The organism is Rossellomorea marisflavi, assembly GCF_001274775.1.
GTDB lineage: Bacteria > Bacillota > Bacilli > Bacillales > Bacillaceae_B > Rossellomorea > Rossellomorea marisflavi.
In genome coordinates this window covers 214,874-232,960 of the sequence record NZ_LGUE01000004.1, presented here as the reverse complement: position 1 = coordinate 232,960, position 18,087 = coordinate 214,874, and the positions used below count along the sequence as shown (strand labels likewise).

Below are 18,087 nucleotides of genomic sequence, written 5' to 3'. Positions count from 1 at the left end.
CCAGGAAGGATTGTCTTGCCATGAATCTTTTGTCATTCGGATTTGTGATTATTCCGAGGAGTTTGAGTCTTTTGTCACCTGAAATACCATTACCCTCCAGTTTATGGATTTAACCCTCTTGATGGGAAATTTTATTTATTTATCCTGTATCAATATGATGCATTCAACTTCTTCCGTCTCTTGCTTTGAAACGGGAATCGAGGACCTATGTAGTGGCACTATTTAGGTTTGAGCTGTCATTTAGTCTCAGCTGTCACTTTTATTTCAATCTTTCTTAGTCTAAATGACCAGCGTGTCCCCTTCTTTAGTTTGAAAATATAAGGGATCACTCGTTACATCTGAATATTCAGAAATTATATTGCCAAACGGCGGACGTCCTTCTAAAATGAAAGAAATGAGACCGGGGAGGTCAGTGGGATGAATGTATCGCTGCAGACAAAGCTTCTGGTCTTGATCCTGACGTTGCTGTCATCGGTCATCCTTCTCTTGAGCGGCACGTTTGCTTATTTTGAATCAAAGGAAACGGAGCAGGAAGTTGGTCAGTTGGCCCTGCAGGTGGCGACGACGGTGTCCCTTATCCCTGGTATCCGGGAAGCGTTTCATACAGAGGATCCAGCGAAGATCATCCAGCCCATGACGATCCAGATGAAGGAGCAGGTGGGGGCGGAGTTCATCGTGGTAGGGAATAAGGACAGCATTCGCTATTCCCATACGCAGCAAGAGAAGATCGGCAAGCGGATGGTGGGAGGGGATAATGACCGGGCCCTCATCAATGGAGAGTATTATACGTCCAAGGCCGTCGGTTCCATGGGTCCGTCCCTGCGCGGAAAGGCGCCGATTTTTGATGATAACGGGAAGATCATCGGGCTCGTGTCCGTCGGCTTCCTCGAGGAGGATATTCACACGCTGTTCATTCACAAGCTCCGTACGTATGGGATCGTCTCGATTCTCGTATTGGTGGCAGGAGCCGTGGGGGCGGTCCTTCTGGCGAAAAATATCCGCCGCGATACACACGGGTTGGAGCCGAAGGAGATTGCGGCTCTGTACCGGGAGCGGAATGCCATCCTCCTTTCCATAAAAGAAGGGATCATCGCCGTGGATGAGAAGGGGTTGATCACGATGATGAATAACTCTGCGAGGAAGCTCCTTGGTGTGAGTGGGCGGAAGACCCAGGTGCCGGTACAGGAAGTGATACCGAATACGGAAATGTATGATATCCAGCGGAACGATATTTATGAAAACGATCAGGAAATGCTCCTGAACGGAAAAGTGGTAATCGTCAACCGGACACCGATCATGGATAAGAACGGGATTGTCGGAGCAGTGGCGAGCTTCCGTGAGAAGACGGAAGTGACGGAAATGATCAATACCCTCTCAGAGGTCCGGCAGTATTCTGAAGATCTTCGTGCCCAGACCCATGAGTTCACCAATAAGCTGTATGCCATCTCGGGCCTTCTGCAGTTGGAGGAATATGAGGAGGCCATCGATCTCATCCACTCAGAGGCCGACGTGCATGGAAGCCAGAACCGGATCGTGTTCGAACAGATCCATGATCGCAAGGTGCAGGCCATCCTATTAGGAAAGATCGGGAAGGCATCTGAATATAAAGTGACGTTCAGCATCGATCCAACCAGCTTTTTGAAACCGTTACCAAAAAGGGTTGCCATGAGTGACCTAATCACCATACTGGGAAACATCATGGATAATGCCTTTGATGCCGTTGCTCACAAGGAGACGAGGGAAGTCACTTTCTTTACCACCGATATCGGGAAGGATATTGTGTTCGAAGTCGCCGATACCGGAGCCGGGATCCCTGACGATGTGGATGTATTCCAGCGTGGGATCTCTTCGAAACAGGGGAAGAACCGGGGAGTGGGATTGACGCTGGTGAAGGAGACGGTCACAAGGCTTGGCGGAACGATTGAGCTTCATGTACCGAAAAGCGGAGGGACGGTCTTTACCGTGTTCATTCCAAAAGAAGAGAAAAGGGGAGAAGAAGGATGATCAAAGTGATCATAGCGGAGGATGATTTCAGGGTGGCGTCCATCCATGAGCGATTCCTCCAGAAGATCGAAGGGGTCACCGTTGCCGGGAAGGCCCTGAACGGGGAGGAAACCCTCCGCCTGCTGGGAGAAGAGGAAGCGGATCTATTGCTTCTCGACATCTACATGCAGGATCAGCTCGGGACGGATCTCCTGCCGGCGATTCGTAGCCAATTCCCCCATGTCGATGTGATCATGATCACTGCGGCGAACGACCGGGAGCTTGTGGCGACGGCCCTCAGGAACGGGGTTCTTGATTACATCATCAAGCCCGTATCCTTGAAGCGGTTCACCTCCACCTTGCAGCAGTACCAGAAGAGAAGGGAGATGCTGAAGGAGAAGGAAGAGGTCAGCCAGGCCACCATCGACCGGTTGCTCGGTCTGCATCAAACGCCGCTGAATGGAAGCGGCATGCCGAAGGGGATCGATCCACTCACCTTGAGTAAGGTGAAGGCGATCGTGGAGGATACGGGCAAAGGAATCTCAGCTGAAGAAATGGGCTCCAGGATGGGGGCATCCCGTGCAACGGCGAGGCGGTATCTGGAGTACATGGTCTCAACGGGGGAAGGAACGGCGGAGCTTGAATACGGAATCGTAGGCAGGCCGGAGCGTAAATATTTCATGGCAAAATAAGAAGGAAGCTCTTCCCGCGGAAAGCTTCCTTCTTATTGTTCTAGCTTTTCCCTTGAAGTTTCCGTACTTCCTCGCTGTGAAAAGGTGTTCCGGTTACTTCATCCACAATGGAGAACGGGTTCCCGTCGGGATCGTTGAAATCGAAGGCTTTCATACCCCCGAAATCTTCAATCGCTGTGACCGTGACACCGTGCCTTCTGAAACCTTCATGAGTGGCTTCAATATTCTCCGTGAGGAAATTGAAATACGCATTCTTCCTATCGCCTTTGATCGTGAACTCGGTTTCCTGACGGGACTCCACCTTTACCAGGGCAAGCTGGGTGAGCCCGTCAGGCAGGCAATACCCGACCCCGTCTTCCCACTCGTCGATTTTCTTCACCCCGAGATGCTCCTCATACCACGCCATTGAACGCTCCAAATCCGTCACCGGAATAAAGATGGATCCTACTCGAAACATCCTGACACCTCCTTTAATTGGAAAAGATCTTTCTATCATCTATTCGCTATGAGTCTGGAAATCCCTTCAATAAAGGATGCAGGCTGAAAAGCATTGAGTATGCTGGATTTTTCTGAAATAATAGAATTGGATAATTTATGAAAAGGGGATTGATCATGACAATGTCATACACACCACCCAAGCATATTGTTTCTGCGGCCGTGACCGTGCTGAACGAAAAAGGGGAAATCCTTTTGATCAAGGGGCCGCGAAGGGGATGGGAGATGCCGGGTGGGCAGGTCGAAGAAGGAGAATCCCTGACGGACGCAGCCATCCGGGAGACGAAGGAAGAGTCGGGTATCGATATCGAAATCGTGAAATTTTGTGGAATCTATCAGAATGTGAAGCAATCGATCTGCAACACCCTCTTCCTTGGTAAGGTCATCGGCGGTGAGCCGACGACATCCGCGGAGAGCCTGGAAGTGGGGTTCTTTCCGGTGGATGTGGCTCTGAGCATGGTGACCCACTCCAACTTCCGCCAACGGATTGAAGATTCGCTGGAGCACACCCGTCATCCCATCCACGTGGAGTTTAATCAATGAGGCTGGCCGTCCTTACCGTAGGGAAGACCCACAGCGGAAAAACCACCTTTGCCCGGACGCTGGAAAGGGAGCTGCCTGATTTTATCGTCCTCGATCAGGATCTTCAGGCAGAGTTCATCAACACCCACTACCGGAAGCTTGTCCCCGAGAAGGGCCCAAATACATTCAAAATGGCTCTTTCACAGACCATTTTAAACCATGCGGTCGAGCATACCGGACATCATATCATCCTGAGCAACTCCAATCTGGACCGGGATGGGAGGCGTGACCTGCTCTCAAGATTTGGACAGAAAGGCTTCAAGACGATCCTGGTCGACTTTCAAATCCCCGATTCCGTCCTTTTCAAACGGATCGGTGAATCGGGCCGCAGCACGACGATCTTTAGGACGACCACCACTTCATATGAAGAAGTGGTGCAGAGACAGAACGGCTATCACGGAAACGGCCCCTCTGAAGGAGAAGCTGATCATCTCCTTACCATCAGGAGTGAAGAGGAGGTGATCCGCATAATCGATGCGATAAAAAAGATAAAAAGTATAGAAGAATAGAAGGAATCGGAAGTATCTCTGTAGAATTAAGAACATACGTTCTAAAACAAGGAGGTACACATGCAGAAAATCAAAGATCAATTAACCGATTCATATAATGCTGCTGCCATCTCCAGGGATCGCGAGCTCAAGGAGGATTGGAAGGCGGAAGTGCGCAGCCACTTCCTGTCGCTCCTGATCAGGGAAAATAAGACCAGACTCCTTGAGATTGGAGCCGGGTCAGGGCAGGATAGCGTAGTTTTCAAAGAAGCAGGACTGGATACGTTCAGCACCGATCTGTCACCGGAAGCAATCCGGCTGTGCAAAGAGAAAGGGCTTAAGGCAGAGGTCATGAGCTATGATTCGTTAACGTTCCCCGATGGAGCGTTCGATGCCGTATGGGCGATGAACTGCCTGCTACACTGCCCGAAGGATGAACTTCCCGGCGTACTTGAAGGGATCAAAAGGGTACTGAAGCCAGGCGGGGTCTTTTTCATGGGTGTCTACGGAGGCAAGGATTCAGAGGGGATATGGGAAGGGGATTTCTATGAGCCTAAACGATTCTTTGCCCTCTACACGAATGAACGATTGAGAGAGATCCTTGAACGGCATTTTAAGATCGAATCGTTTCGGTGCCTGGCAAAAGAAGAGCTGGGCAGGGATCTCGATTTTCAAGGAATCATCCTTCGGAGATCACGGTAATCATGGACATCTATATAAAGGAACAAAAAGGGTACGCCTCCCAGATCGGGCATCTGGTATCCCAGATAAACTATGCACGGAAGACGACGCTTGATTCCATCGAAGGGTGCACACAGGAAGAACTGGATGGGCTTCTTTCGTCAGATGGTAACACCATCGGGGCATTGCTCCTTCATATGGCCGCCGTAGAGAAAGGATTCCAGATTGAATTCTTCGACGGACGGAATCCGAATGAAGTAGAAATGGAGGAATGGGGCGCGGCATACGGGCTGGGAGCCCGTGGCCGCAAGGAAATCGTTGGACACCCTCTTTCCTTTTATATCGAAAGATTGCATCGTGTCCGGCAGAAGACCCTCACAGTCCTTGCCGATAAACCGGATGAGTGGCTCTATGAGGAGTGCCGTTGGGACGGGTACCCTTCGAATCACTACTTCATCTGGTTCCATGTAATGGAGGATGAAATCAACCATAGAGGGCAGATCCGGCTCATTCGGAAAGCCCTGCAACAAGAAAGGAAGAGAGAGGCATGAACAGATTGAACCAAGGAGATAAGATCGGGATTTTTTCTCCATCCTCGCCTGCTTCGGCGCATTCAAAGGTGAGGTTTGAGCGGGCAAAGGCCTTTTTGGAAGAGAAGGGCTTTACCATAGTGGAAGGTGCCTTGACGGGTAAGCAGGATCATTATCGATCAGGGACCCCGAAGGAGCGGGCAGATGAACTGAATGAGTTGTTGCGACGCACTGACCTTGCCATGATTATGTCGGTGATTGGGGGGACGAATTCCAACAGTATGCTCCCCTATATCGATTATGAGGCGTTCAAGGACAATCCGAAGCTTCTGGTGGGCTACTCGGATGCGACGGCGATCCTGTTGGGCATCCATGCGAAAACAGGGATCACCACCTATTACGGACCATCCCTTGTGCCATCGTTTGGAGAGTTTCCTCCCTTGGTCGATGATACCTATCGTTTTTTTGAAGACTATTTCATGAACGACACGGTCGTACCGTATGAAGTCCCGATGCCTCCTTTCTGGTCGGATGAACCCGTGAACTGGGCGGAGAAGACGACGGATAAGACGCTCTACCGGAATGAATGGGTGACAGGAAATCCTGGTAGCGCAGAAGGAAGGCTTATGGGCGGCAATGTCAGCACCATGTATGGCTTTATCGGCTCAGAGTATTTTCCCGAAGTGAAAAAAGGGGACATTCTCCTGATTGAGGACTGCGGCAAGCATGCCTCTGTCGTAGAGAAGAATTTTGCCATGCTGAAGGTTCATGGACTGTTCGATAAGGCGGCGGGAATCATTCTTGGGAAGCATGAACAGTTCGATGATGGGGGGACGGGAAAGAAGCCACTTGATTTCCTCTTGGAGCAGCTCGATGGAAGAGAACTGCCGGTCCTTGCGGAGTTCGATACGTGTCATACTCACCCGATGCATCCTCTGGCAATCGGAAAACGGATCAGACTCGACGCGGGAGAAAAGACGGTGACGTGCGTAGAGGAGTGGATATAAGAAGAAAAGGCACCCAGTGGGCGCCTTTATCACTTTAATTCTTTTTTCATCAGTTTATGGGGGATGTCTGCTTCATAGAAGATCTCGGGCTCGGATACATATCCAAGCTTATGATAGAACCCTTCGGCATGGGTTTGACCATGCAGCTTTACGCGGCTCAGGCCCTGCTCAGATGCGATGTCTTCAAGCTCCTGGATGATATGGCGCCCAACGCCGCCTTTCCTGAATGGCTCACGGATGCAGATGCGCTCAAGTTTCCCGGTTCCTTCCACTGTGCGGATGCGACCCGTACCAACCGCCTTCCCGTCCTGATAAATAAGGATGTGGGTGCAATCGGCTTCGAGGTTGTCGTAAGCATCGTATTCTTCATCATCGGGGGTACCCTGTTCATCGATAAAGACTTCTTTGCGGATGGCGAATGCTTCTTTCAATTCGTCTTCTGTTACGATTCTCTTGATGTTCACTGGCTTCAGTCCTTTCAGAGCTAATGATTAAGAGTATAGCGGAATAGCTTAGGCTTGTATACTCAGAAAGGATTCGTCGCCCACTGAAGGGATTGCTTGATGAAGATGCGGCGGTCCAGCTTGAGAAGTGATACCATGTGCTCGGCCAGATCTTCGGGCTGCATATATTTACTCGTGTCGGTTTCTTCGAGCTTATCACCAAACGTAAGGTCTGTGGCTACTAAACTCGGATTCAAGGTCATGACGCGGATATTATGCGGTCGCACTTCCTGCATGAGAGATTCAGAGAATCCCTGAAGGGCGAACTTCGAACCGCAGTAAGCAGAGCTTTTCGCTGTTCCTTTCAGTCCGCTGCTGGATGAGATCATGATGATGTCCCCGCCGTTTTTCTCGATAAGCTGAGGAAGGACGGTGCGGGTCACGTGGTAGGTGCCGAATACATTGACCTCGAAGGCACGCTTCCACTCTCCAGGCTCGAGTTCAAGGAACTCTCCGTATACACCGATTCCCGCATTGTTGATCAGGATGTCCGCATCACCGAGTGCGGATTGAAGCGAAGAAATAGCTGCTTCGACGCTTGAGAGGTCTGCAATATCAACAGGTGCCGTAACGGCCTTCACCCCATAGGTTCTGGCTTCTTCGGCCGTTTCCTCCAGGGCGGACTCCGTTCGTGCCATGAGTCCGAGATGGACGCCTGCTTTAGCAAGCTCAAGTGCGGTTGCTTTTCCGATGCCGCGGCCGGCCCCGGTAATATACGCGATCTTTCCTTCGATAGATTGTGCCATGCATGATTCCCCTTTCAATAGGTTCTTATGGACAGTGTACGGGGTCCGGGAGGGGCTTGCAAGGAATCACCATTGAAATGGAAGCATTGAAGACAGACTCAGGGTATCTCCACGCCAAGGTATGACGTTTCTGTTTCGATACGCAGCGTGTTGAATATTAAAAAGGAGGAGTGGTTTAATGGCGTATTCAAGTGTGACCATTCAAATGAGGATAAAGGATTTTTCGGAAGGTCTTGCATGGTATGAAATACTGTTCAATCGTAAACCGGACTTCGTTCCTCATGAAGGATTTGCCGAATGGGAATTGGTCCCGGGTTCCTGGTTCCAGCTGGCAGAAGGAGAGCCTGGAGGAGGTCCGATGCGAATGGGGGTGAGGTCTGTTGAGAAGGAGCGCGGGCGGCTGATGACTGAACTTGATCTGGAGATTGAACCGATACAGCGAAGAGACGGTGTGCCGGCATCTTGGTGTACATTTGAAGATCCTGAAGGAAACAAGATCGGCCTGTTTGAGGATCATCAGGATCAGCACCCGGTCATTCAAGTTGTAGAGGATTATTTTGTGGAGTGGTCAAAAGGATATGCTTCGAAAAGAAGTGAAGGAATCCGGGCATTTTTCTCCAAATCATTTACAGGATACTGGGCGAAGGCGGGTCTTGAAAGCATTGAACCCTATGGGCATGATTACGGTCTGGATGACGTATTGCGTCAGATTGATCGAGGAGAGAAACAGTTTCACCTCACCTCCTTGGTGGAAAGGGGCGGGGGTGAGGTCCTGCTAACAGGGCGTGAGACGAATATGATCCAGGGGATAGCCTACTCGGCACAGTGCCTGCTGGTTTGGCGGCTTGAGGATGACGGGTGGAAGCTGTTGAGGGAGCATATTGAGCTGGAAAGGTGATTGCAGGAATTGAGGACCGGCATGACGGTGCAGTCAAAAAGGTATTGATGCTTTTTTATAAAAAGAAAGCAAGTCTTCAAGCGGCTCCAACAATAAAATCAGGAAGAGTGAATAAAACCATGCAACTAACACTGAAAAACAACCGTGAAGTCACATTCAGAAAGTTCAAGGAAGAAGATTTTCCGGCAATCCACAGCCTCAATGAAAAGGAAGAGTGGAATAATCTTGTGAGTAAGAGGGAGCTGACCAAGGAGGCCTGGCTCGATTCCGGGATCGCCTATGTGGCTGAATCGGAGGGGGAGATCATCGGGTATATCCGCGGGCTGACGGATCAACACATCACCCTTTTCATCTGTGAACTATTGATTGACCAGAATTTCAGGGGATGCGGAATCGGAGCGAGACTCCTGGACTATGTTCACACCCTCTACCCGAGCACCCGGGTGGAGATGCTGGCCAGTTCCACGTCAAAGACCTTTTACGAGAAACAATCCTATCGCCCATTCTACGGTTTCCGCAAAACGTTTGAAGAAAGACATTGAATGCCATGAAATTTTATGTGGCGTCGAGCTTTAAAAACATTCCCATGGTGAGGGCCGTGACCGAGTCTCTTCGTGCAGCGGGACACCGACTGACGTATGATTGGACTCAAAATGAGCGGGCGAGCACCGCGAAAGACCTTGAACGTATCGGTCAAGACGAGAAAAGGGCGATCTTGGAGGCGGATGTGGTGATCGTCTTGCTTCCTGGAGGCAAAGGCACTCATGTCGAGCTTGGGATCGCACTTGCGTGGGAAAAAAGCATATACCTTTATTCGAAAGTACCATTGTCTTTGAATGATAGCACCACGTTTTATCATCTGCCGGAGATCCGGCACATTACAGGAGGATTGGACGAGTTTCTACTATTGATAAACAACCATTACACATATCAGGAGGCATCATATGAGCAGCATTGAGTGGATCATCTTTAACATCGAGGAAGTAAGAAGAAGGAGCACAAACGTGTGGAGGAGCATTCCAGAGGATAAGCTACATTGGAGACCGGATGCAGAAGCGATGAGCATGCTTGAAATGATCAGACATGTACTGGAAAGTGAACATTACTACCACCTAGCCATTAAGAACAAAGGAAGTCTGGACGCGTTCGACTCGCCGTTTGAAAGCCGGCCGTACACCAATGTAGAAGATGAGCTTGCCTTTGCTACTGGGTATCACGAGGCATTCCTGGAAACCATCCGTTCTTATACGGAAGAGGACCTCAAGGAAATCAGCATCGATCGAAGTGAATCAGGGTACGTTCGGGACTTGGGTGATATGCTTCTCCGTATTCCTTACCATGAGGCTGTACATACTGGTCAACTTCTCGATTATCTGCGCACGGCGGGGGTCAATCGTGTGAGAATCTGGGATTGAGTAAGCGGGCGCTCCTTATCATAGACGTCCAACAAGCCATGTTCAATGAAGGGGAACAAGTGCACAATGCAAATGCATTATTGCAGACAATCACTACCCTGAAAGCAAAAGCAGAGTCAATGGACATCCCAGTTTTTCTGATCCAGCATGAGGCGCCTGAAGGAAAGCCATTGGAACATGGGACATCAGGGTGGGAGATCCATCCACAGGTGAAAGGAGGGACGGTCATCCATAAATTGACCCCTGATTCCTTTCATCAGACGGATCTTCATGAACAGCTTCAGACACGGGGAGTGGAGGAACTCTTTCTTACCGGTATCCAATCAGAAGTGTGCGTAGATACGACGTGCAGGCGTGCCTTCAGCATGGGGTATAAGGTGACGCTCGTCTCCGATGCCCATAGTACCTGGGATTCAGGAGTCCTGAAAGCAGAAGACATCATCCAACATCATAATGGAGTCCTGCGGTGGTTTGCCGATGTGGCGCAATCAAGTCATATTATTGAATATTGGGAGAATGAAAGAAGCTGAATGATGGCTTCTTTTTTTGTTCAATTGGGTTTTAATTGTTTTATTTTCCAAAAACATCTTGTTTTGTAAGGTATCTTCTTTTATACTGTGCATATACATATACACAGTATAACACTTGAACATGGAGGTATTCGGATATGAATACGATTAAAGAAAGCATTTGGCTGGCAAGATTCGACTTCAGATATGTTGTGAAGCATATTCCGGTTGTGCTGTTGCTGGCAGCACTGTATGGATTCTTTTTTTCCGGAATCATGGAGGGGTATCTTGGAACGGTTCAACCTGCGTTTGATTTGTTCTTTTTTCTTTATCTTTTCTTTATGCCCGCATGGTCCCGTTCCAAAGACAGCCTCGCTCGGAGGATTGATGGAGATCTTTACGCAGCACCGGTCTTTTTGCTATTGAATCAGCTGCCAATCAAAAGGAGTGTGATCATCACGAGTAGATTCATCTGTCTTTATGTTCCCATCACGATTGGTACGGTGGGTGTTATGATCATGACCTATTATTTCTCTGATGCATTCAAAGAGATATTAAATGTTCGCTACTTGATTGTATTGACCATGTTCTGGACCGGAATAGCCCTTTCTTCCTGCAGTGCATCCGTCACCATGGAAATGGGTGATCGCATCTCGAAGAAGCGGTTCATCACATCGTTTATTTGGCTGGTGGGAGGAGCAGCCGCATTGTATTTCTTGATGAAAGATGTGCTTCAGACGGGGATCTTGAAATGGTCGATTTTCTTTAGTGCCGATCATCCGGTCCTGATGGTCCTGATGGCCATCGTCATCCCGACACTAAGCACATGGTGGGCATACCGCCATGCGCTGAAACAAATGAACAAAATGGATTATATGTAAGCAGGGGGAAAAACAATGAATATACCGATCCGATTATCAAAGGATTCGCGGGAACCGATCTATCATCAGATCGAGCATCAGCTGAAAGCCCTCATTGCAAGCGGTCAGCTTGCGGCCGGATCTCCCCTGCCGTCGATCCGGGTGCTGGCGAAGGATCTAGAAATCAGCTCGATTACGATCCGGCGGGCCTATCAGAACCTGGAATACGAAGGCTTTATCCGCACCTCGCAGGGGAAGGGGACCTTCGTTGCCGAAATCGACGCCGGCAAGAAGGAGTCGGTTGCATCGCAAGCCGTCCATGATGCGTTGAAAAAAGCCGTCACAATCGCGAGGCAGCATGAATTAAGCAATAGCGAAATCAGTGAACTGATGGAAGCCATTTTAAAGGAGGAAGAGGAATGAACGACCCGATCACCATACAAGATGTAGAGAAAACCGTTGGGGGCCTCACGGTATCCGTCCCACATCTGACCATCCCGGTTGGGACGATTTGCGCCCTCGTAGGAACGAACGGAGCGGGGAAGAGCACGCTCTTCAAGATGATCATGAATCTGGTAAAGCCGGACAAAGGGACTATCTCGATCTTCGGAAAGCCTGTAAATGGTGACGATGAGGAATGGAAATCCCACCTATCCTATCAGTCACAGCAGATGAATGGAGTGGATTTTCTTACAGGTGAAGATCTCCGACAGCTGATGTCCCGCTACTATCCGGACTGGGACGAATCGTTATTTCAGCGGGTCGTTTCAGCCTTGGATATCCCGCTGAACAAAAAAGGCAAGAAACTCAGCCCGGGCATGCAGGCGAAGCTGAGCATAGCCCTTACCTTGGGGTGCAATGCGCCCGTGATGCTCTTGGACGAACCGACGGCTTCCATGGACATTCCGTCCCGTAAGCTCGTCATCGATCTTCTTGCCGAAATCATGGAGACGGGGGAGAAGACGATCCTATTGGCCACGCATGATGTGGATGATCTGAAGAAGCTCGCAGACTACTTGATTTTCTTTGAGGGAGATGAAGTGGGGGAGCCGGTTGAGAAGGATGAGTTGGTCGCCTCACACCGACTTTTGTGGCTGGATCAACCTGTCCCTTTTGACGAACCATTGCCTGGTGAACTGAAACGGACTTACGGCAAGGTGATCTTGACAAATGATCCAGATCAAACAAGGGATGCCCTCTGTCAGCACTCGATTTCTATCATGGAGGAGCAGGTGCCGGATTTGGAAACGGTCGTTACTGAATTATTAACAAAGGGAGTGAAGCATTATGCCTAAAACCATTCTTAAGGTCAGCAACGTCCAGAAAACGTTCAAAAAACAGCAGGTCCTGCACGGCGTGTCCTTCGATGTGAAGGAAGGGGAGATCACAGCCCTCCTCGGACCGAATGGAGCCGGGAAGTCAACGACCATCCGGAGCATTATGGGGATCCTCTTCCCGGATGAGGGTCATATCCAGTTCAGCGGAGAAGAAGAAGGAGTCATCCCGAAGCATGCCATCGGCTACCTTCCCGAAGAACGCGGACTCTATAAAAATGTGAAGATCATGGATATCCTCCTGTATTTCGCAGAACTGAAGGATTACCCGATCAAGAAAGCCAAGGAGCGTGCCCTTCATTACTTGAAGAAATTCGGACTTGAAGGGAAAGACAAGGTATCGATCGAGGAGCTGTCCAAGGGGATGGGGCAGAAGGTGCAGTTCATCGCTTCCATCATCCATGAACCGAAACTGCTTATCCTGGACGAACCGTTTTCCGGACTGGACCCTGTCAGTCAGGAAGTGTTCAAAGACGAAATCCGTGAATTGGCGCGCAGTGGTATGGCCGTCCTCCTGTCTGCTCACCAGATGAACCTTGTGGAAGAAATGGCCGACCGCCTCATCATGATCCATAAGGGAAGGGAAGTGATCAGCGGCACGATGGACGAAGTGAAGGAGAAATACGCGAATTTCAAATGCACGATCCAGGGAGTCAATCGTCTGGAACTCCTGGAAACCATCCCTCAGGTGTCGAGGATCGAGCAGTCGGAACAGACGTCGACGCTTTATCTCGAACCCGATGTGCATATCCCGTCTTGGATCCGTAAGCTTCCTGAGAGCATGACCATCCATGAACTGAAGATCGACCGCATCACCCTGCATGAGATCTTCATCGATATCGCCACCGATAAGCAAGGAAAGGAACGTGAAAAAAGTGCGTAACAGTTTAAAAGTAGCCAAATGGGAGTTTAAGAGGAACGTCAAGAACAAATCCTTCCTGATTTCACTTGTCCTCACACCATTGATTGCGATTATCTTTGCCGTCCTGCCGTCCCTATTTGCAGGGGGAGGGGACACGCCCGTCCATGTGTATGTAAAGGATGATACGGGGATCTGGAAGGATGAAGTGGCACCGCTTTTGAAGCAGGCGGATCTGGATTGGAGCGTGACGCTGACGGATAAAGATCAAAAGGAAATGGAGAAGGATTTCCGCGATGAGGAGGATATGGCGTATATCCCCTTGACCAAAGAGGCTGTGGAAAAGGGTCAGATCAACTATCTGACTACGGAAGAGATCCCTGATTCGTTTGCGTCGGACGTGCAGATCCTGGCGCAGCCCCTCCAGCATCTTAGGCTGACGGAGGCAGGACTCACGGATGAGCAGCTTCAGGCGGTCTCCACCGATATCTCGTTCACAGCGCAGGAACTTGCTGGCGAGGACGGATCAGGTGACTTTCTGCGGAAAGCAGTGCCTGGAGCGGCGGCGGGCCTCGTCCTGTTTTCCATCATCATGACGGGGATGATGATCGTGCAAAGCGCTTCTCAGGAAAAAAAGGAGAAGGTGTCGGAGATCATCCTGTCGTCCCTTACCCCAAGTGAGCTGATGCAAGGGAAGATCATCGGATATTTCTTCCTTGGGATCCTGCAGGTCGGTTTTTGGATTGCCGTCGCTCTTCCTGCGATTGCGATCCGCTTCGATGAGTTTCCGGTCATGGACTATCTGCTTGTTCCTGAGCTGTTGCTCCTCGTCTTCATTGCGCTCCTTGGCTATCTATTATTCGCAGCTCTCTTTGTCGGACTCGGTGCGACGATGGAGGATATGAGCTCGACAAGCAACTTCCAAGGCATGATCCTCATGCTGCCATTCTTCCCGTTCATCCTGATTTCACCGGTTCTTTCTGATCCGAATGGATTGATCGCGACGATTGCCAGCTATGTGCCGTTCACCTCACCGGCCATCCTGATCCTGAGGCTTTCCTTACTCGATCAATGGCCGTGGCTCGAAATCATCGGTGCCATCGCAGTCCTCATCCTGAGCATCTGGGTGATGATCAAGATCGCCGGCAAAATCTTCGAAGTCGGCATCCTCCTCTATGGGAAGAACGCCAGCATCGGAGAAATCATCAAATGGGTTAAATCATGAGACATGGGGACGGTTCCGATGCGTCAAAAAAATGACGCACAGGAACCGTCCCCATGCTGCATTGTCAAACGTCAGATTATTTGAAATAATGGGGATGTATGGAAAAGAGGAAGGGGTACTTGCATGTATTGGGTTGTCGCGTTATTCGATGAAGAGACAGAACAAAAGGTGATGGATATCTGGCAGGAGCTCTGTGATCAATCCATCTCGTATTATGTGAATAAAGTCAAGGATGGGAAGCCCCATCTGACTCTAGCAAGTTATGAGCAATTGGACAAGGAGACGTTCATCACAGAGCTTGAAGCCTACTGTGAAGGGAAGGAAGAGGTAGCCCTCACCTTCAATACCGTGGGCTCGTTCCTGAATTACGACACGGTCTTCCTCTCTCCGGTCATCACCACCGATCTATTGAAGCTGCACGGGGCCTATCACCAAGCATTTGCCCACTACAAAGAGGCTTCCAACGAGCTATACGAGCCTGAACAGTGGATTCCCCATTGCACATTGGCCAACCAGCCTGTTACAGGAAACCTGTCCGACGTGTTCGGTTATTGCCAGAAGCATGTAGAGCCGATCTCGGGAACCATTGACCGCATTGCCATTATCGAGAAAGTCGGTGAAGAAAACGGGAAGCTCGTGGCTCCTGTGATTTATACAAAGAGATTATCCAAGAGTGGGGTGACGAACGGATGATGGACGAATGGACTCTCGACCCACTGATACCCGATGATGTGGACTTGGATATTGCACGGATTACATCTGAGTTAGAGGAAGTTACGAAGAATGGAGTTCTGTCACAAAAAATTTTGACCCTTCAAGAGATCTATTCGAGATGCTATGAATATCTTGAACTGGCAGTGTGCATCACCTGGAAAGATAAGAAAGATCCGATGGGTAAACAGTTGGACGGGAAGGCAGAAGAGCTGATGGGGCGCTATAAACAGATCGAGTCAGAGGTGAAGCGGGAATGTCGTCAGTTAGCGGATGACGAGTGGAGTCGACTGGCCGATTCCGAGGAATTGGTTTCCCTCAGGCCCGTACTGTCCACCTGGCGTCTGCCCTCTCCTGGGAGCCATGAGCTCGAAGCGGATGGTCTCCATGCCTGGGCTGAGCTATACGGAATGGCTTCGGAACAAGTGAAACCCAGATGGAAAGGCAAAGAGGTTCCCCTCGGTGAAGCAGTAAGGCTTGTCTATTATTCGAACGATCGGCCATCGAGGGTCGAGTTCTTCAAGGAATGGACCAAGGAGTGGGAGAAAGTCAGTCATTGGTGTGCCAAGGCATTGAATCACATCTCTGGATTCCGGATCAGCAGGGGTGAGGATCCCATTCAGTCGACTTATGAAACAAACCGGATCACGGAACAGTCCGTCAATGATATGTGGGCCTCTGTCCTTGAGCGGAAGGAGATGTTCAACGAGTTCCTCCAGCATAAATTGGTTCTTCAAGGGGAGAAGGATCTGCACTGGACGGATCAATTCGCCCCTCTCCCTTTGGAAACGGAATTTGGGACAATCCCTTATGAGGAAGCCAAGATCTTGATCGGGAATCTCATCGGAGCTTTTTCGGAGGATGCCGGTCGGTTTGTCCAGCATGCGTTCAACCACAAGTGGGTCGATGCAGCGCCGTCCCGTCACAAGGTAGTCAGTGCTTTTTGCGCACACTTTCCCAATGCGCGGCAGACGAGGGTCATGATGAGCTATGAAGGCGACCTTCAGAGTGTGAGTGTGTTAGCCCATGAGCTTGGCCACGCCTACCATTATCATCTTCTAGAGGACCATCCCATGTTTCTTCAGGATTGTCCACAAGCATTCACGGAAATTGCCTCGACTTTGTTCGAATCGATTCTTATTGAGGAAGCCATGAAATCTGCTTCTCCCATGGAAAAAATGCATCTTCTTGATCAGCAGATCAGCCGGGATATCGGCACCATCCTCAATAGCCATGTCCGCCATCGATTCGAGGAAATGCTGTACGAAAACCGCCGAATGGGTGAAGTCGATGCGCGCAGGATGAACACGTGGATGGCCGAGGCACAAGAACACGTATTTGGACCGGATATGAAGACTCTTGATCCGACCTTCTGGGCATCACTTCGCCATTTTTATATCACTCGGAAACCGTTCGGCCACTTCCCATATACGGTGGCCCACCTGCTCAGTACGGGGATCTATCATCAGTTGAAAGAGGCAGAAGATAAGGAGCAACGCTTAATGGCGATGTTGAAGGACACCGCATCACTGACGGTCGAGGAGTTCATGCAGAAACATCTGATCAGCGGATGCGTATGGGAATCGGCCCTCGATCGAATTCAGGAAAATATTGAGACATTCATTGCACTATCTACCCGCCAGTTGAAACCAAATCAATGATTCAAACGTACTTACTCCTGTACTGCTAAATAAAGGAAGTGGTTGTATGGGAAGGAAGCTGCGGAGCGAGCACGACATCTTTTCCGGAGAAAGGAAGCCGGAGAAGAGCCGCTGGGTCATCGTTGACATGATGTCGTGGTTGCTCGAGGTGTTCGCCAGGTTATTCATCCGCTAAGGAGGAGAGAGGAAAGATGATTTTACATACAGACATGACAGGACAAGGGACACCCCTTGTATTCCTTCACACAGGCTTACAAATGGGATTGACCGATTTCGAACAGCAGGCAGACTTCTTCAAGGGGACGCACCAGGTCATCCGCCCCGATCTGAGAGGGCACGGTTCATCCATTTCTGATGAGTATGAGAATTTCTTTGAAGACTCGGCGAAGGATCTTGCCGAGACGATTGAGCATCTGGAGGTGGGTGCCGTACATCTGGTTGGTTGCTCCCTAGGGGGGATCGTGGCGCTATTCTTCGCAAAGCGCTATCCCCATCTGATCAAAAGCGTCACCCTGTCGGGGATCACGCCTGAAAAACCCGGTAACTGGTCGGAGCTTCATCGTCAAGATGTGGACATGCAAAAAGGGCTGTTGGAAAACCAGGAAGCGTGCCAATATTTTGATGGGCTTCATCGATCCAATTGGAGGAAGCTGATTCAACTCGGCTGGGATGAGGACTGGTATCCTTTCCAAGAAACAGAAAGTTTCGAAGGCATCGATTCACCCATCCTGTATATGGTGGGCGAAGGGCAGGCGGCAGAAAGAAACGGGGCACTCTATTATGCTGACAAAGATGTGAGGATTGCGGTCATCCCGTTTGCCGCCCATCTTGTCCACAGTGAACAGCCGCAGGTATATTCCTTGATCCTTAAAGAATTCCTTTCTCACGTAGACGGGCTGTAAGAGAAG

Annotated in this window: 24 protein-coding genes; 21 read left to right on the top strand and 3 right to left on the bottom strand. The window is 50.0% G+C overall.

Annotated features, from left to right (window positions below; all coding sequences use genetic code 11):
- Positions 1-417 precede the first annotated feature (417 nt).
- Positions 418-2,004 (top strand): ATP-binding protein, encoded by a 1,587-nt coding sequence (locus AF331_RS11090; protein WP_053428187.1) that lies wholly within the window; start codon positions 418-420, stop codon positions 2,002-2,004.
- Positions 2,001-2,675 carry a response regulator gene (locus AF331_RS11085; protein ID WP_053428186.1) on the top strand — a complete coding sequence of 225 codons (675 nt, stop codon included), beginning with the start codon at positions 2,001-2,003 and terminating at the stop codon, positions 2,673-2,675. The genes AF331_RS11090 and AF331_RS11085 overlap by 4 nt, the downstream gene beginning before the upstream one ends.
- A gap of 40 nt (positions 2,676-2,715) precedes the next feature.
- On the opposite strand, the gene AF331_RS11080 is transcribed toward AF331_RS11085, so the two are convergent.
- Positions 2,716-3,132: a VOC family protein gene (locus AF331_RS11080; RefSeq protein WP_053428185.1), complete on the bottom strand. Its 417-nt coding sequence runs from the start codon at positions 3,130-3,132 to the stop codon at positions 2,716-2,718.
- 155 nt (positions 3,133-3,287) lie between these two features.
- Between AF331_RS11080 and AF331_RS11075 the strand changes: the two genes are divergently transcribed.
- Genes AF331_RS11075 through AF331_RS11055 form a run of 5 tightly spaced genes read left to right on the top strand, consistent with a single transcriptional unit; the run spans position 3,288 to position 6,458 of the window.
- Positions 3,288-3,713 (top strand): NUDIX hydrolase, encoded by a 426-nt coding sequence (locus AF331_RS11075; protein ID WP_053428184.1) that lies wholly within the window; start codon positions 3,288-3,290, stop codon positions 3,711-3,713.
- Positions 3,710-4,261, top strand: coding sequence for an ATP-binding protein (locus AF331_RS11070; protein WP_053428183.1), 552 nt, complete (start codon positions 3,710-3,712; stop codon positions 4,259-4,261). The genes AF331_RS11075 and AF331_RS11070 overlap by 4 nt, the downstream gene beginning before the upstream one ends.
- A 60-nt stretch (positions 4,262-4,321) precedes the next feature.
- Positions 4,322-4,942 (top strand): class I SAM-dependent methyltransferase, encoded by a 621-nt coding sequence (locus AF331_RS11065; protein WP_053428182.1) that lies wholly within the window; start codon positions 4,322-4,324, stop codon positions 4,940-4,942.
- A gap of 2 nt (positions 4,943-4,944) precedes the next feature.
- On the top strand, positions 4,945-5,472 hold the full coding sequence (locus AF331_RS11060) for a DinB family protein (protein ID WP_053428181.1): 528 nt from the start codon (positions 4,945-4,947) through the stop codon (positions 5,470-5,472).
- Positions 5,469-6,458: a S66 family peptidase gene (locus tag AF331_RS11055; RefSeq protein WP_053428180.1), complete on the top strand. Its 990-nt coding sequence runs from the start codon at positions 5,469-5,471 to the stop codon at positions 6,456-6,458. The genes AF331_RS11060 and AF331_RS11055 overlap by 4 nt, the downstream gene beginning before the upstream one ends.
- Before the next feature lie 29 nt (positions 6,459-6,487).
- Here the strand turns inward: AF331_RS11055 and AF331_RS11050 are convergent, their stop codons facing one another.
- Entirely contained in the window at positions 6,488-6,922 is a 435-nt protein-coding gene (locus tag AF331_RS11050) for a GNAT family N-acetyltransferase (protein WP_053428179.1), read from the bottom strand.
- Positions 6,923-6,984: 62 nt separating this feature from the next.
- Entirely contained in the window at positions 6,985-7,707 is a 723-nt protein-coding gene (locus AF331_RS11045; protein WP_053428178.1) for a 3-ketoacyl-ACP reductase, read from the bottom strand.
- 178 nt (positions 7,708-7,885) lie between these two features.
- Between AF331_RS11045 and AF331_RS23090 the strand changes: the two genes are divergently transcribed.
- The 14 genes from AF331_RS23090 to AF331_RS10975 all read left to right on the top strand — a co-directional run bounded on the left by AF331_RS23090 (position 7,886) and on the right by AF331_RS10975 (position 18,081).
- Complete coding sequence (locus tag AF331_RS23090) at positions 7,886-8,605, top strand: nuclear transport factor 2 family protein (RefSeq protein ID WP_327205404.1); 720 nt, start codon at positions 7,886-7,888, stop codon at positions 8,603-8,605.
- A 119-nt stretch (positions 8,606-8,724) separates the two neighbouring features.
- Positions 8,725-9,147 (top strand): GNAT family N-acetyltransferase, encoded by a 423-nt coding sequence (locus AF331_RS11030; RefSeq protein WP_053428934.1) that lies wholly within the window; start codon positions 8,725-8,727, stop codon positions 9,145-9,147.
- A 5-nt stretch (positions 9,148-9,152) separates the two neighbouring features.
- On the top strand, positions 9,153-9,563 hold the full coding sequence (locus AF331_RS11025; RefSeq protein WP_053428933.1) for a nucleoside 2-deoxyribosyltransferase: 411 nt from the start codon (positions 9,153-9,155) through the stop codon (positions 9,561-9,563).
- Entirely contained in the window at positions 9,550-10,020 is a 471-nt protein-coding gene (locus AF331_RS11020; RefSeq protein WP_048005153.1) for a DinB family protein, read from the top strand. The genes AF331_RS11025 and AF331_RS11020 overlap by 14 nt, the downstream gene beginning before the upstream one ends.
- Positions 10,017-10,550, top strand: a complete 534-nt coding sequence (locus AF331_RS11015; RefSeq protein WP_082346947.1) for a cysteine hydrolase family protein — start codon at positions 10,017-10,019, stop codon at positions 10,548-10,550. Before AF331_RS11020 ends, AF331_RS11015 begins: the two co-directional genes overlap by 4 nt.
- 137 nt (positions 10,551-10,687) lie before the next feature.
- Positions 10,688-11,410: a hypothetical protein gene (locus AF331_RS11010; RefSeq protein WP_053428177.1), complete on the top strand. Its 723-nt coding sequence runs from the start codon at positions 10,688-10,690 to the stop codon at positions 11,408-11,410.
- 15 nt (positions 11,411-11,425) lie between these two features.
- The gene (locus AF331_RS11005; RefSeq protein WP_053428176.1) at positions 11,426-11,812 is read left to right on the top strand and encodes a GntR family transcriptional regulator; all 387 of its coding nucleotides are present in this window, start codon (positions 11,426-11,428) and stop codon (positions 11,810-11,812) included.
- Positions 11,809-12,684 (top strand): ABC transporter ATP-binding protein, encoded by an 876-nt coding sequence (locus tag AF331_RS11000; RefSeq protein ID WP_053428175.1) that lies wholly within the window; start codon positions 11,809-11,811, stop codon positions 12,682-12,684. The genes AF331_RS11005 and AF331_RS11000 overlap by 4 nt, the downstream gene beginning before the upstream one ends.
- Positions 12,677-13,606: an ABC transporter ATP-binding protein gene (locus tag AF331_RS10995; protein ID WP_053428174.1), complete on the top strand. Its 930-nt coding sequence runs from the start codon at positions 12,677-12,679 to the stop codon at positions 13,604-13,606. Before AF331_RS11000 ends, AF331_RS10995 begins: the two co-directional genes overlap by 8 nt.
- Positions 13,590-14,807: an ABC transporter permease gene (locus AF331_RS10990; protein ID WP_327205403.1), complete on the top strand. Its 1,218-nt coding sequence runs from the start codon at positions 13,590-13,592 to the stop codon at positions 14,805-14,807. The genes AF331_RS10995 and AF331_RS10990 overlap by 17 nt, the downstream gene beginning before the upstream one ends.
- 123 nt (positions 14,808-14,930) lie before the next feature.
- Positions 14,931-15,500: a 2'-5' RNA ligase family protein gene (locus AF331_RS10985; RefSeq protein ID WP_053428173.1), complete on the top strand. Its 570-nt coding sequence runs from the start codon at positions 14,931-14,933 to the stop codon at positions 15,498-15,500.
- The gene (locus AF331_RS10980) at positions 15,500-17,179 is read left to right on the top strand and encodes a M3 family metallopeptidase (protein WP_160316516.1); all 1,680 of its coding nucleotides are present in this window, start codon (positions 15,500-15,502) and stop codon (positions 17,177-17,179) included. Before AF331_RS10985 ends, AF331_RS10980 begins: the two co-directional genes overlap by 1 nt.
- Before the next feature lie 46 nt (positions 17,180-17,225).
- Positions 17,226-17,354: a hypothetical protein gene (locus AF331_RS23025; RefSeq protein ID WP_268786706.1), complete on the top strand. Its 129-nt coding sequence runs from the start codon at positions 17,226-17,228 to the stop codon at positions 17,352-17,354.
- Positions 17,355-17,370: 16 nt separating this feature from the next.
- Positions 17,371-18,081: an alpha/beta fold hydrolase gene (locus AF331_RS10975; protein ID WP_053428171.1), complete on the top strand. Its 711-nt coding sequence runs from the start codon at positions 17,371-17,373 to the stop codon at positions 18,079-18,081.
- Positions 18,082-18,087: the final 6 nt, after the last annotated feature.